Genomic DNA, 14,927 nt, shown 5'->3' on the forward strand with positions numbered 1-14,927 from the left:
TCGACGAATTCTTATTTATTCAAAACAAACTGAATATCTCGCTTTTTTTTTATGGATGTAAAAAAAATCCTCGGCGGGGAAGCCGAGGATTTTTTCAATTACGTTTTATGCGAGAGTGCTCGCGATTCTTGGAAGGAGATGCCCGATTAAATCGGGCATGACAATTCCGAATTATTCAACGTCCTTGCCGTGGCACTTCTTGTACTTGAGGCCAGAACCACACCAGCAGAGGTCATTGCGGCCGAGCTTTGCACCAGCCTGCTGCTGGGCGCGCTTCACAGCGGCAGCAAGGGCGGCGTTAGCGGCAGCGGAGCGGTTCGGGCGAGTGCCCGGGAGTGCGCTCTGCGGCATCGGCTGTGCCTGCTGATCTTCAGAAAGGGCGTTCGTTTCAGAAGAAGCTGCCTGACCGGCGAGACCTGCGGCCTTTGCACCTTCGGCACTCAGCTGTTCGGAAGAACCTTCACTGGATCCTTCGCTTTGCTCAGGATGACTTTCTGCATTAGCATCGCCAGCGTTACCTGCGGCAGCGGCGGCTTCTTCAGCAGCCTTGCGTTCGGCATCGATCTGTTCCTGGCTCTTGAGCTGGAGCTGGTCCGGAGAAACCGTCACACCGTTCGGGAGCGTGATGCGGATGTTCAAAATGCGGAGAGCCGTAAGCGTTGCAATCTTTTCCATGCAGCTTTCGAACATCTTGAAGCCGTCGTTCTTGTAGACCATCAGCGGATCCTTCTGGGCGTATCCGTGGAAGCGGATAGCATCCTTCAGCTGGTCCATAGCATACAAGTGTTCCTTCCACACCTGGTCAATCGTCATGAGGAGGAAGCGGCGTTCGATATTGCGGAAGTCGGCATCCGGAATAATCTTCGTGAGCTTGTCGTAACGCACCTTGCAAAGGTCGATGATTTCATCGAGCACCTGTTCCGGCGTCTTCGAAACAGCATCTTCAAGCGTAAGGCTGTATTCCATGCCGAGCGTGCGCTGCAAGTCTTCGTGCAAGCCTTCGAGGTTCCACTGTTCCGCATAGCTCTTTGCCGGGATGTAGTTAGAAACCTTGATATCGCAAGCGTCTTCGATGCGGTTCATGATTTCGTCACGGATATCTTCACCGTTCAAGATGCGGCGGCGGAGCCCGTAAATCACCTTGCGCTGTTCGTTCATCACGTTATCGTAGTCGAGCAAGTGCTTACGGATATCGAAGCTCTGACTTTCGACGCGGCGCTGTGCACCACGGATGGAACGGGAAACGATCGGGTGGGTAATCACTTCGTCTTCGCCCACGCCAAAACGGTTCATGAGGTTCTTGACGTTGTCACCACCGAAGATACGCATCAGGTTATCGTCGAGGGAGAGGAAGTACTGGCTAGAACCCGGGTCACCCTGACGACCGGAACGACCGCGCAACTGGTTATCAATACGGCGAGATTCATGGCGTTCCGTACCGAGCACATGCAAACCGCCGAGTTCAGTCACTCCCGGTCCAAGAGCAATGTCAGTACCACGACCAGCCATGTTCGTTGCAATCGTCACCTTGTCCTTGTGACCAGCGTACTGAATGATTTCAGCTTCGCGGCCATGGTTCTTGGCGTTCAAGACTTCGTGCGGGATGCCTTCCTTTTCGAGCATGCCGTGGAGGATTTCGGACTTTTCAATGGAAGCCGTACCCACGAGGAGCGGCTGGCCCTTTGCATGGCGTTCCTTGATTTCAGCAACAATGGCGCGCCACTTGGCATCTTCGGACTTATAAACGAGGTCCTGCAAGTCCTTACGGATGCACGGCTTGTTTGTCGGAATGACCCACGTGTTCATGTTGTAAATCTTGATGAATTCCGTTGCTTCGGTTTCAGCCGTACCGGTCATACCGGAGAGCTTCTTGTACATACGGAAGTAGTTCTGGAACGTAATCGTTGCAAGCGTCTGGTTTTCGCGACGGATCTGCACGTTTTCCTTGGCTTCGATGGCCTGGTGGATACCGTTGGAGTAGCGGCGGCCTTCCATCAAGCGGCCCGTATTTTCGTCGACGATGATAATTTCACCGTCACGGACGATATAGTCGACATCCTTTTCGAAGAGGTACCAAGCGCGGAGAGCGTTATCGAGGAAGTGAACCCAGTCGGCATGTTCGCCATAGAGGTTCGTAATGTGCATCAAGTCCTGGATGTGGAGCACGCCCTTTTCGGTAAACTGGATGTTCTTGTCCTTTTCGTCGACAGAGAAGTCCTTGTTACGGACGAGCTGCTTTGCAATTTCGTTTGCCTTTGCATACTTTTCGGTAGCGTCTTCGGCAGGACCACTGATGATGAGCGGCGTACGGGCTTCATCAATCAAGATGGAGTCGACTTCGTCAACGATACAGAAGTTGAGTTCACGCTGCACGAGCTGGTTCGGTTCAACAGCCATGTTGTCGCGGAGGTAGTCGAAACCGAATTCGTTGTTGGTACCGTAAGTCACGTCGGAGTTGTAGCTTTGACGGCGCTGTTCCGCATCGAGGCCATTCACAATAAGACCAACCGTAAGGCCGAGGAACTTATAGACCAAGCCCATCTGCTTAGCGTCACGACCAGCGAGGTAATCGTTCACCGTCACCACATGCACGCCGTGGCCAGAAAGACCGTTCAAGTAAACCGGGAGAGCAGCGGCAAGCGTCTTACCTTCACCGGTAGCCATTTCAGCGATGGCACCTTCGTGGAGCACGAGGCCACCGATCATCTGCACGTCGAAAGGCAACATACGGAACGGCTTCACGGATTCCGGATAGAGTTCGCGAACCTTAGCGTAGAGGGCAGCCGGGAGGTAGACTTCCCATTCGTTCTTTCCGCTTTCGAGTTCTGCCTTAGCCTTGTTCACGGCTTCCTGGAGTTCCGGGCCGAGGCGGCTAAAGTCAAAGCCAAATTCCGGCTTGAAGATGTTGAAGATACCGAGACGGCGGTCGCAAGCTTCGCGGCATACGGCAAAGGCATCAACCTTGATATCGTCGAGGGTAGCTCCATTATTCAGTTTTTCGCGGAATTCAGCGCTCTTTGCAGCAAGTTCCGCGTCATCGAGCGTTGCGAGAGCCTTGCAGGCTTCGTGAATCTTTGCAATCACCGGGCGGAGCTGTTTCACCTTACGTTCATGAGGTGTACCAAAAATCTTATGGAGTACTGTATCTACAATGCTCATGGTTGTCCTTGATTAAAAATTAAACGTGGTAAAAGTTAGCAAAAGATGTGCCAAATATATTTTCGTTTCATATTGAAAAGCCCCTTTAAAGTGCGTTTTTACGGGGATTACAGGCTTTAACGATTTAGTTTACTCACACCGCAACACCAATATATTATATTGGAGACATGAAAAAAATGGATTTTGCCAAGGGCATTTTTGTACTCGCGACGGGATTTTTCCTTGCTGCACCCGTGAACGCGCAAGTTAGCGATGAAGAACTCGCCAAGCATCCTGAATTCACTTCTAGTGGCTATTTAGTGTACCCGGAACCTGCAAATATTAAATATACGAAGGCTCCCGCCGGCTACAAGCCGTTCTATATCAGCCATTACGGGCGTCACGGCAGCCGCTACCACCACAGTGGCGAAGAGTACACCTACCTCTTTGAAACTCTCGCCAAGGCAGATTCCGCCCAAAAGCTCACCGAGCTCGGCAAACAGGCACTCGCCTACACGAAAGTCCTCGTAGACGAGGCGGCCCCCCGCAAAGGAGACCTCACGCAAGTGGGCGTCAAGCAGCACGAAGGGATTGCAAACCGCATGTCCAAGAATTTTGGGGACGTTTTCAAGGACTGGAATATCGGCGGGAAAAAGATCACGCCGTACGTCAGGTCATATGCGAGCACGAGCGGCCGCTGCATCGTAAGCATGGCCGCCTTCATCGGGGAACTCCGTTCGCTGAACCCGAAAATCCATTCCGAACTCATCTCCGGCAAAAGCTACATGAAGTTCATCAGCGCCTTTGACTGGGGCAAGCTCGACTATTCCAAAGTCAAGACGTACACAGACGAAAGCGACAAGCTCTGGAAAAACGTCAATCCGCAACAGTTCCTAGAAAAGCTGTTCAATGACTACAAATACGTTGCAAATAACGTAGACACCAACGGGTTCTACAATCACTTCTTTGAAATTGCAACATCGCTCCAAGGGATGGATAAACCGCTCCTCGACGAAATCGCCCAAGCCGCCAAAGTGCCCGCGGACACCTTTGTAAACTTGTTCACAACTGAAGAAAAAATTGCACGCTGGAAAGCGCAAAACGCCTGGTGGTACAGTCTCGAAGGTACAAGCCCGCTCATCAACCGCCCCGATGGCCTCAACTTCGCCAAGCCTACGCTCCAGAACATTTTGGAAGAAGCCGACGAAGCGATTGCATTGGACACATCGATAAATGCGCGCGCCACCCAAGCGCCGATTGCCGCCACGCTCCGCTTTGGCCACGACGCCACACTCCTCCCGCTTTCCGCACTCATGCAGTTGCCCGTTGCAAACGCCAAGGTTTCGGACCTCTCCAAGTTGCATGAACAGTGGAACGACTTTAGAATCATCCCAATGGCAGCAAACCTGCAGATGGTATTTTACAAATCAAAAAACAAGCCCATCCTCGTCAAAATTTTGTACAATGAAATTGAACAGACGTTACCCATCGAATGCAAGGCCGCGGACAAAACACAATGCCCCGCCGCCCCGTACTACCGCTGGGATGACGTCCGTAACTTCTATAGCGCCCTTCTCAAGAACTAACTTATCATGAAAAAATCTATCGCTCTCATTTTAGCTCTAGCCGTCACGCTTTTTGCTGCACCAAATGCAACCTCTAAGGCATCGCCCAAGACTTCCAAAGCCGAAGCCGTAAAAAATCTCGTCGATCAAGGCGTGCAATTTCACGAACAAGGTCAGTACGACGAAGCTCTCGCCAAATATAAGGAAGCCGAGAAAAAAGATCCGAAGAGCGCCCTCGTCAAATACGAAATGGCCTTTACTTACCATGCCAAGCGCGATTTAGACAAGTCGCTCCATTACGCCAAAGCCGCCATAAAGCTGAAAACCGAAGGCATCGAAGAAAATCTCTACAGCCTGCTCGGAACAGTTTACGACGACAAAGGTATGCCAGATTCTGCGCTCGCCGTCTATCGCGAAGCTTTTGCCAAGGTGCCAAACTCGTTCAACATTCCATACAATGCGACCATCACGTACATGCGCATGAACAACGCTGACAGCGCCTACGCCTGGGTCAAACGGAGCATCAACAATTCCCGCACGCATGAAGGCAGCTATTACTACATGGGATTCCTTGCAAGCCAACTAGGAAAATGGCCACAATTCTACGGTTACACCATGTACTCGACATTCATTACTAAAAAAGGCGAAATCATCCGCGACAATCTTTCAAGGCTTTATGGCAAGACCAAATACCTTGTCTTGAAAAAGGACAATGCCGTCGAAATGAACACGCCGAACATCAAGCAAACCGATAGCGATTCCACCGTCAACAACGAATTTTTACTTGCAATCCAGACCATGCTCGCCACAGATTCTATCGGTGCACGCAAACTCTACGACAAGGATTCAAATGCAACGCAGCAAACGGAATTCCTGATTCACGTTCTCGAGAAAATTATCAAACTTGTCGCCTTCACCGACGAAATCAATGACCCGATTCAAAGATTTTATCAGGGCCTCATCCGCGAAAGACTCGTAGACGCATTCATTTATTCCATTTGTGAACCCATCGACCGCCCGACATTTGCGCAGTGGCTGATCAAGAACCGCACCGAACAGGCGCGACTTTTCCAATGGTTCAATAAAGAGTGGCTGATGCTGTAAGGAGACTCCATGCGATTTTACGTACCTACCGATATTTACGTTGAAAAGGAATGCGTGAAAAACCACGCGAAAGAATTGCTCGCCGTCGGGAAGCGCGCACTCATCGTTACCGGACACAGCTCTGCTAAAGCTAACGGTTCCTTGAACGACGTGACTGAAGTCCTGAACGCTGGGGGAGTCGCCTACCAGATCTTTGATGAAGTCGAAGAAAACCCGTCCACCGATACCGTAGGGAAAGGCGCAAAAATCGCCCGAGAATTCGGTGCCGAATTTATCATCGGCATTGGGGGAGGTTCTGCCATCGATGCTGCAAAAGCCATGGCAATCCTCCTCGTAAATCCGGAATTGGATGCTGATGAACTACACAAAGCGCCGAGTCATCCGCTTAACCACGCGCCCGTTGTCGCCGTGCCGACAACTTGTGGAACAGGCTCCGAAGCAACGCCGGTCGCCATCATCACGAACCACAAAATCAATTTAAAAAAAAGCATCCCGCACAGGATTTTCCCGGTGCTCGCACTCGTTGACGGAAAATATCTCGCCTCTGCCAAAAAGCAGCTGATTGTGAACACTGCCGTCGATGCGCTCGCGCACATGGTCGAAAGCATTTTGAACGTTCACTCGAACATGCTCAACCGCATGTGCCCCGAATACGGCCTCAAGCTCTGGGGAGAATGCAAAGAAGCGCTCCTCGCCTCTGAAAATGATGCTACGAAAAATGATTCGGGAAATGCCGCTGCGCAAAAAGCGACACAAGATGCCGCGCCCATCGATGCAAGTTTGTACGAAAAGTTCATGCTCACCTCGACAATTGCCGGCATGTCCATCGCCATGACAAGCACTGCCGTACCGCACGGCATGAGCTATGACCTTACGCTCAGCAAAGGCACGCCGCACGGCCCCGCCGTAGGCTACTTCCTCGCCGCCTACGTCGAAGTCTGCCAAAAGAAAGTTCCGGCCGATGTCGAAAAAATCCTCTCGCTGTTGGGACTCAAAAACATCGAAGAATTTGCAGCAATGCTCCGCAAACTCATCGGCACATGCACCGTCACACGCGAATTGCGTGACAAGTTCGCCACCGCGATGAAAACAAATCACTCCAAACTTGACCTCGTTCCCGGCGGCATCACCCCCGACGAAGTCGAGTACATCTACGATAAATCGCTAGTGGTGAAGTAGGGGAGACGCCAATTTGCACTGTCATTCCCGCCCCCGAGCGGGAATCTCCTGTTCCACGCCGTGTCATCCTGAGCAACGCGAAGGATCCAGTAACATTTGCCATTACTTTGCCACATCCCGAAATTTGTATATTAACGCAGTAAAACTGGAGAATTTATGAAAAAAGCTTTAATCGCCGTTATAGTTGTCGTCGTCATCCTGCTCATCATCGTAGGGAAGGGCATCGGCACCTACAATAACATCATCGCTCTCGAAGAAGGCGTAAAGGCGCAGTGGGCACAAGTCGAAAACACCTACCAGCGCCGCTTTGACCTCATCCCGAATCTCGTCAGCACCGTGCAAGGCGAAGCCAACTTCGAAAAGAGCACCCTCACCGAAGTTATGGACATGCGCAGCCGCATGGGCGGAACCGTCAAACTCGACGAAAGCCTCATGAACGACGAAGCTGCCCTCAAGCGATTCCAGGAAATGCAAGGCACCCTCGGTGGCGCCCTCCAGCGCTTAATGGCCGTCTCCGAAAACTACCCGGATCTCAAAAGCAACAAGAGCTTCCAGGAACTCCGTGTGCAACTCGAAGGCGCCGAAAATCGCATCGCCGTCGAACGCAAGCGCTACAACGAAACCGTTCAGGCGTACAACACCACCATTCGCCAGTTCCCCACAAACCTCGTCGCCGGATTCGCAGGTGCCTCCCCGAAAGCCCTCTTCTCCGCTGACGCAGGCGCAAGTACAGCACCAAAAGTGCAGTTTGATGTGAAGTAAAAAGTGCGGCTGTCGCCTCGGCCACTGCGCCAGGGACACCTAGCAAAGCGTCATTGCGTTTACGCATGACTTGTTCGCCTCAGTAATGCGAAAGCAAGCATTCGCGCTACTCTCGACTCCGTCGTCATTCTGAACCCGCTAGGGTGAAGAATCCAGTAAAATCTAGATTCGCAAAAAGCCAGTCATGCCCGCCACTGAGCGGGCATGTGATTTTTAATATTTCCCATCGAAAAATTAGCATATATTATATTCATGCTGTTATTCATTATCGCAATCATCATAATTACTCTTATTACTCTGTTCAATTTTATGTGTGCAAAGCCGAATGACTCTGCCGCCTATGTTCCACCCAAACTCAGCGGCAATCAACCATTCCCCATACAACGAAAAATCAAAGAAAATCAAGAAGAATACGACAAGAAAATTCTTGCAAGCCCATTCAACGTAAACGACTGGCTCAGCATACATCCCGGTAACGATAAACTTGGCCCCTATGGAGAGTTTCTAACAACAAAGAAAGCCGTTAATGCCTGCAAAGAAACAACAACCTATTTTAAGATTTTAAATAACCTGTACATAAATACGGATAAAGGCTCTACAGAAATTGATGTTCTCATGATTCACGAAACTGGAATCTACGTATTCGAAAGCAAAAATTTCAGTGGACAAATTTATGGAGAATACAAACAAAAAAAATGGTTGCAATATTTAGGCAATGAACGTAACCATTTCTACAATCCAATTTGGCAGAATGAAGGACATATCGATGCATTAAAATCAGTACTTGGAAACGAATTACCCTATATTTCAATTATCGTTTTCAGCGAAAGATGCGAACTTAAAGAAATTCCTGATAATAAAACCGATATGATTATTTTAAATCGATATTCTCTGGAAAGTAAACTTGTCCATGAATTTAATCAACGAAATAAAGATATAACTATTGAACAAGTTGATGAAATTTACGACAGGATGAAAAATTTTGCAAATGGAGATATATACAAGAATTCAGAGTTAGATCCATTTAGCTAATTTCAATTCGAGACTTGTAAAAAATAAATGCAAAAAACGGTTATCGCAAAACAATAACCGAATAATTAAATGTATTAATTAATCTATTTATACTTTAAAAATTACGCAAGTCCATTTGCCTTCAAAAAAACTTCTAGTTGATTATCCAAAGGAACATAATTTACTAAAGAAGATATAGTGGCACATGGAATATTAGGTTTTGATTTTATCTTTCCACTTTTTAAAAGTTCCTTTGCATTCTCAATAATTGAATCTATTTGTTGTTTATAAAGCAAAAATACCCACTTTCCCCTATAATAAAAAAATGGTTTTTCATGTATATAGCATGATGCTAAATCTTCTTTTTCTTTATTACTAGGCATCATCGCTTCAGGAAATTTTTCTGATAAATATTTCCACGAATCTTTTGCTTTCAAAAAATCCTTTATGTTAACATCATCAAAACAAACTTTTCTATAATTATTTCCTTTTTTCCGCTGAAAAAAAGCCCACGAATTCAAAATTGCAATTTTACCTATATTATTTAGAAAAGAATTATAAAAATGTTTTTTTAAATAATCTAATTTTTCAGGGTCTATACAATTTTGAATATTTAATTCAGACTTTACAAAACGCTCAAATGCTTCTCCCGAACAATAAAAATTTTCTATTGCATAACAAGGAGTTGTATACATTGGAACATCATTTTCTAAAATTATATCATCAAAATCATGATCAACAAAAGAAATAGTTCTGTATTTTTTTAATGATTTATTATTTTTTATTTGATTAACAACTTTATATACATTAGATTTTCGTGCACAAACTATGGAATGATGGCATTCTTTTTTACTTTCGCTAAAAAAATGGCTATAAAAAATATTGTCATCAGGGCCTTCATATAAACAAATTGGCCAATCCTTTTCCTTTGAAACGGCTTTCGTTATATCGGAAATTATATCTGATATTTTTTTCTCTGTTTCTCTCTTTTTTTTATCTACATAATCTATGGACATTTTAACAACCCCTCATAGATTCAAGTGGAATAACATTATTTATATATTCATTTTCAATAATATAAGGAGAATGTGTAGCGCAAATCAAACATTTTACAGATGTGGAGTTCATAATATCAGTTATCAATTGTTCCTGCCATTCTGTAGACAACGAAATCTCAGGTTCATCAATAATGATTGTATAATCACTAGACTCCGATAAATATAAGAAAGAAAAGATCCCAACTATTTGCTTTTCACCTGAACTCAAATAATCTAAATCAATCGCATCCTTACTTTCCAAATCAATGCATTTAATCTTCACAGTTCTATCATCATAAACAAACTTATTTCTACGCAAATACTTATTAACAACTTCAACGAATTTTTTTATTTTATTATCTTTCTTCTTTAACTCCAAAAATCCCTCAGTTAAATGATAAATTATTTGAGCCAAAGCAGCATTTGATTCATAAAAATTTTTTGAATAGATTAATTTAATTAATTTATTTTTTTCTGTTGTTATTTGAGTTCTATCCAACATTAAATCAATATCATCTTCTAAATCGCCTATTGACTCAAAAAATTTTTTTGGAGGTTTTTTATCACTCATCGCATCTACAATTAATTTTTTATTTATAGATGACGCTAAATTCAATGCTTCTGTAGATAAATCTCGTTCAATTCTATCAAATTTTTCTTTTACATCTTTCATACCAAAGGCTATATGAATTTCTTTTTCATATTTATCTAACTTTACACTTAAATCTTGTTCTACTCGACGGTAAGTTGGAAAGAAAATAACATTATCTCTTTTCAATTTATTAGCTTTATCCAATACACTTATAAGTTGCTTTTTATTATAAGTAGGTCCATCCAGGAAGCGATAATAATGGGATGACGCAACATCATAATCAAAAGAAAGCCTTCTTAGATAATGAAAAATTTCATCACTCCTTAAATTCAAAAAATTATCTGATGGTATTTCTTTTTTCACCCGTTCATATTTTTGCAAATCTCTCTTTTTCAGCTGGCTCAATAGAAGATAATAAGGATTTACTATTTCTTTTCTTGAAATTTCCGTTCTTTTACGCCCATCAATAATCCGAATATTGTCAAAAGGAATATCAACTAGATTTTCCAAACGTCCAGTAAATATAGATTCAATAAATTTTAAGGTCGTAGTTTTACCACTTCCATTTTCCGCCATAATAATAGAAACATCATCATTTAATTCCAATGAATAATTCCTTCGACCATACAACCCATTTATTTCTATTTTCATTTTATTTCCTTTTTTTGTAATTTATTTGCACAATTTATACTTAATTTAACATAATGTCAACAATAGTTATCAAAGTAAGTTTTTTATAAAGTCTCAACCAATTCTCGGCGCATTCTCGATTAAGAATCGACCCATCTTCTCTCTAAACCTTCACTGGATTCTTCGCGGCGTTGCCGTTCAGAATGACGTAGTAGGAGAGGGTGGGCGGTGCAATATTCAGCGCAATTTCCATCAGACTTTACGCGCACAGTTCCTTTTACATTGCCCAAAACATTCTTTATTATAACCGATGCAGGAACGGAGTCCGGCATGACAATTCCGCACGCAGTCCCATTCAGCATCCCGCGGGACTCTTGTCCAACATCCCGAACATTTTCGTCTAGTATATCCGCGCATTCCTTTTCCGAGTCTCGCGCACTCTCATCAAACATTCTCCGCGCATCTCGTTTAGCAAACTCAGCGCTATTTCCTTTCTGCATTCCTCAAAACTTTTTACTACTTTTCCCACTATGAATAGAACGCAAGTTATCGTGCATCCTTACGACATGGCGCAACCGGACTGGGTGCGCTGCATTTTACCGTGCCTCCAGTTCATGGGCAAGAACGATTTTCAGATCATTCCGTCCATTACAGAAATCATCTGCACCAACAAGGACGCGCTCAAGCAGACTCGTGCGGTTGTCTTGCAGAAGCCGACGGCGCCGGGCCGCGCCCAAATTGCGTTATACTATGCGAAGCTCAAAAAGGAATGCGGTTTCAAGCTGGTGACCGACATGGACGATCTCCTATGGGATCTTTCTCCGATTATCGCGTCCTATGCAAAGCACATCCCGAACCACGACCAGATGATGCTCACGAGTCTCAAGCAAGTGTTGCCGTTGTTCGACACCGTGGTCTGTTCCACGCGTTACCTTGCTAGCCGCGTCAAGTCCGATCTCGGTGTAAATGCGGTCGTGATGCCGAACGGTGTGTCCAAGTCGCTATTCGGAATGACCCAGAGAAAGTCCGCTTTCACGGGAGTCCCGAAGGTGATGTATGCCGGCAGTCTCGGTCATTTTGCCGATGGCGTCCAGGGCGACCTCGAAGGCGCATGGATTCCATGGATCCGCAAGCACGTTGCAGACGGAAGCATCGATCTCTACATTTTTGGTGAACCCGACTTTTTGAAAGATCTCGAAGGCAAGTACACGAAACTTCCGTACACGAACTTTTTGCCGTTCGCACAAACGGTCGCCTCTTACAAGCCGGACTTTTTCCTGGCGCCGCTTGCACCCAACAATTTCAACAGGGCAAAGAGCGACCTGAAACTCAAGGAAGCCGCCGCACTCGGAGCGGTTTTCATCGGGAGCGATTTCGCAAGTTCCCCGTACAGCTATGCACCGAAGGAACAGCTAGTCGCTTCAGGCGCAACGGTCGATGACCTCGATGCGATTTTCAAGAATCTCTGCGAACCGGAAAAATTCATGCAGGCCATCAACTGGCAGTACCAGGCAATGGAAGAAAAGCACTGGGCACACGAAGATCCGGAATTTCAGAAAAAATACGTCGCGACGTATTTCGGTTAAGGGAGATTCCCGCTCGGTGACGGGAATGACAGCAAGAAAAATTATTGTTTATCCCTAAGCTGGTCGGCGGCACGTTCAATTTCGCGCTCGCGGATAATTTCATCAACACGCTTGCGGAAAAGCGTTTCTGTGTGAACATTGAAAAGTTCACGTTCTTGTGCAATATAAAAAGTGAAACACTGGATGTAGAGTCCGATACAGACGACGGTCAAAATGTTTTCGAGCAAATCGCGAACAGAAGAACCCGAGGATTCGCCGATTCCCAAAAACATCAATATGGAGCAGCCAACCGAGGCAAGTAGCCATCCGATTAAAAATTTCTTCGGGAACCTTTTCTTCAAGAGACCGCGCTCCTGCATGCAGTCTTCTTGACGTTCGGCCATATCGTTGAAAATCCAGAAATGCAAAATGAAACCGACAAATGGAATGCAGGTAAGGAGGACCGCACCCATGGGCGAGAAGTCGGTTACCGAAATAACACGCAAGTTTGCAACCGCACGATGCAGCCACGAAATAAAACAGACAAAAAATGCAAACAAGACAAAAAGCATTCCCAAACTGAATACAGCGCCCAAAATAAAACGAATCAAAAGTGAGGCCGTCATCGTGCTATCACTCGCTCCCGAAAGAATAGCGTTGACTGGCGAACTCCAAAAGAAATACAGGATGAAAATTACAAAGATCGCTTTCATCCAAAAAAGAGCTCGTTCGCCACGTTTCGTATTGTCCTGCATAAAGCCTCCACAATGAAATATAATATATGTAAACCAAATAAATGAATGCCTTACTGAATTTTTAGCCGTATATCAGCAAAAACAATTGTTTATACAATGTGATTACGTAATATCGTAAATTAACCACTTATCGCACAATTTTACATATTATCCACAAAATTCAATTACGTTTCACGTGAAACACTGCAAATGTGATAAAATCTGTTCATTAACTATTAACAGTAAAAATAAATATTTGAGAAATTTCCAATTTAAAAATTTCATAGTTAATAAAATCAAGTCAATTTATCAACTATATAATATATGTTGTACTAGAATTTAGGATCACAACGCATGTCTAGGTGATACCTTTTCCCAATTTTATGATAGGAACAAAAAAAATACCGAGCTCGCTGGGAACTCGGCGTTTAAAAAATCCCGGAACGGAGTCCGGGATGACAAGGAAACAGGCAGGCCCAAAAGGTCTGTTTAGAACTTCACGGTACGCGGAGGTTCAGTGAAACTGCAGAACGTGGCGGTTGCATCCTTGAAGTAGAGGACTTCGGTGTTTTCGTCGTCCGGGGAATACATGCGCTTGAGTTCGGGATAGGCTTCGAGCATATGGACCTTAGGTTCACGACGGTCATCACGGACGAGTGTTCCGCTCAAACGGAGCCACTTATTGCCAGCCTTGTTCATAGCGCAAAGCTGAACCTTGCCATTTTTCTGAATCTGCTTCGAGACATTCTTGGACTTGCCCGTTTGGATGTAGAGCTTGCCTTCGAAAATTTCAATAGTCCCGAAGGGGCGTACTTTCGGTTCGTCGCCATCAACCGTTGCGAGAAAATAGGCGCCGCATTCCTTGATAAAGTTTTTGACTTCTTCCATTATATACTCCTTAATGAAATTACAGTAGATAATATATAAAAAGAATAGGGTATTAAAGTGAGAATAATTGAATTTGCCGATGAAGCGTCCTTTTTACCGTACTTTCGTCACCTCAAGCTTGTAGATTTTTTCCATCTCCGCGCTGAAGCAGCAGAAGATGACCTTCTTGACATTCCGTGCGGAATATTCGCGAACCGTTTTCACGGCAATTTCGGTCGCCTCTTTCCAGGGGTAGCCATAAACGCCGGTGGAGATTGCGGGGAAGGCGACAGTTTCACAGCTGTTTTCTTCGGCAAGAGTGAGGCAGTTCTTGTAGCACGACTCCAAAAGTTTGGGTTCACCATGCAGGCCATCACGATAAATCGGACCCGGGGTATGGATTACAAACTTCGCCGGGAGCTTAAACCCGGGAGTGATTTTAGCCTGGCCAGTCTCACAACCGTTCAGGGGAATGCATGCTTGTAAAAGTTCCAGACCCGCCGCACGATGGATTGCCCCATCGACACCGCTGCCACCTAACAGCGAACAATTCGCCGCATTCACAATGGCATCCACCTTCAACTTGGTGATGTCGCCCTGGATAATTTCAATATCGATCATCAAAACCTCCTATGACTTTACCCTTAAATATAATTCACTATATAACAATGGTAAATAGGTCCCTTTTATGTATATTAAAATGGTTTTTGTTTAGAAAACTCGGTTGTGTTTGGCCTATGGTA

12 protein-coding genes are annotated in these 14,927 nt (G+C 45.3%); 6 read left to right on the forward strand and 6 right to left on the reverse strand.

Going from position 1 to position 14,927, the window contains the following annotated elements; translation table 11 throughout:
- Positions 1 to 171: 171 nt before the first annotated feature.
- Entirely contained in the window at positions 172 to 3,159 is a 2,988-nt protein-coding gene (gene secA / locus CRN95_RS14365) for a preprotein translocase subunit SecA (protein WP_097021266.1), read from the reverse strand.
- Positions 3,160 to 3,326: 167 nt separating this feature from the next.
- Between secA and CRN95_RS14370 the strand changes: the two genes are divergently transcribed.
- The 5 genes from CRN95_RS14370 (at position 3,327) to CRN95_RS14390 (ending at position 8,780) form a co-directional block, all read left to right on the forward strand.
- Complete coding sequence (locus tag CRN95_RS14370; RefSeq protein WP_097021267.1) at positions 3,327 to 4,724, forward strand: histidine-type phosphatase; 1,398 nt, start codon at positions 3,327 to 3,329, stop codon at positions 4,722 to 4,724.
- Positions 4,725 to 4,730: 6 nt separating this feature from the next.
- Entirely contained in the window at positions 4,731 to 5,807 is a 1,077-nt protein-coding gene (locus CRN95_RS14375; protein WP_097021268.1) for a tetratricopeptide repeat protein, read from the forward strand.
- 9 nt (positions 5,808 to 5,816) lie between these two features.
- Positions 5,817 to 6,986: an iron-containing alcohol dehydrogenase family protein gene (locus tag CRN95_RS14380; protein WP_097021269.1), complete on the forward strand. Its 1,170-nt coding sequence runs from the start codon at positions 5,817 to 5,819 to the stop codon at positions 6,984 to 6,986.
- 156 nt (positions 6,987 to 7,142) lie between these two features.
- Positions 7,143 to 7,748 carry a LemA family protein gene (locus CRN95_RS14385; protein ID WP_097021270.1) on the forward strand — a complete coding sequence of 202 codons (606 nt, stop codon included), beginning with the start codon at positions 7,143 to 7,145 and terminating at the stop codon, positions 7,746 to 7,748.
- A gap of 252 nt (positions 7,749 to 8,000) precedes the next feature.
- Complete coding sequence (locus CRN95_RS14390; protein ID WP_097021271.1) at positions 8,001 to 8,780, forward strand: nuclease-related domain-containing protein; 780 nt, start codon at positions 8,001 to 8,003, stop codon at positions 8,778 to 8,780.
- A gap of 101 nt (positions 8,781 to 8,881) precedes the next feature.
- On the opposite strand, the gene CRN95_RS14395 is transcribed toward CRN95_RS14390, so the two are convergent.
- Both CRN95_RS14395 and CRN95_RS14400 read right to left on the reverse strand, forming a co-directional pair.
- Positions 8,882 to 9,775, reverse strand: a complete 894-nt coding sequence (locus CRN95_RS14395) for a DUF4435 domain-containing protein (protein WP_097021272.1) — start codon at positions 9,773 to 9,775, stop codon at positions 8,882 to 8,884.
- 1 nt (position 9,776) lies between these two features.
- Positions 9,777 to 11,039: an AAA family ATPase gene (locus CRN95_RS14400; RefSeq protein ID WP_097021273.1), complete on the reverse strand. Its 1,263-nt coding sequence runs from the start codon at positions 11,037 to 11,039 to the stop codon at positions 9,777 to 9,779.
- A 509-nt stretch (positions 11,040 to 11,548) separates the two neighbouring features.
- Between CRN95_RS14400 and CRN95_RS14410 the strand changes: the two genes are divergently transcribed.
- Entirely contained in the window at positions 11,549 to 12,604 is a 1,056-nt protein-coding gene (locus tag CRN95_RS14410) for a hypothetical protein (protein WP_088631484.1), read from the forward strand.
- A gap of 41 nt (positions 12,605 to 12,645) precedes the next feature.
- Here the strand turns inward: CRN95_RS14410 and CRN95_RS14415 are convergent, their stop codons facing one another.
- From CRN95_RS14415 to CRN95_RS14425, 3 genes are all read right to left on the reverse strand, one after another.
- Positions 12,646 to 13,296 carry a DUF4328 domain-containing protein gene (locus CRN95_RS14415; RefSeq protein WP_235003070.1) on the reverse strand — a complete coding sequence of 217 codons (651 nt, stop codon included), beginning with the start codon at positions 13,294 to 13,296 and terminating at the stop codon, positions 12,646 to 12,648.
- A 510-nt stretch (positions 13,297 to 13,806) separates the two neighbouring features.
- Positions 13,807 to 14,205 carry a pyridoxamine 5'-phosphate oxidase family protein gene (locus tag CRN95_RS14420; protein WP_097021276.1) on the reverse strand — a complete coding sequence of 133 codons (399 nt, stop codon included), beginning with the start codon at positions 14,203 to 14,205 and terminating at the stop codon, positions 13,807 to 13,809.
- A 93-nt stretch (positions 14,206 to 14,298) separates the two neighbouring features.
- The gene (locus CRN95_RS14425) at positions 14,299 to 14,805 is read right to left on the reverse strand and encodes an O-acetyl-ADP-ribose deacetylase (RefSeq protein WP_097021277.1); all 507 of its coding nucleotides are present in this window, start codon (positions 14,803 to 14,805) and stop codon (positions 14,299 to 14,301) included.
- Positions 14,806 to 14,927: the final 122 nt, after the last annotated feature.

Source organism: Fibrobacter sp. UWB16 (genome assembly GCF_900215325.1).
Classification (GTDB): domain Bacteria; phylum Fibrobacterota; class Fibrobacteria; order Fibrobacterales; family Fibrobacteraceae; genus Fibrobacter.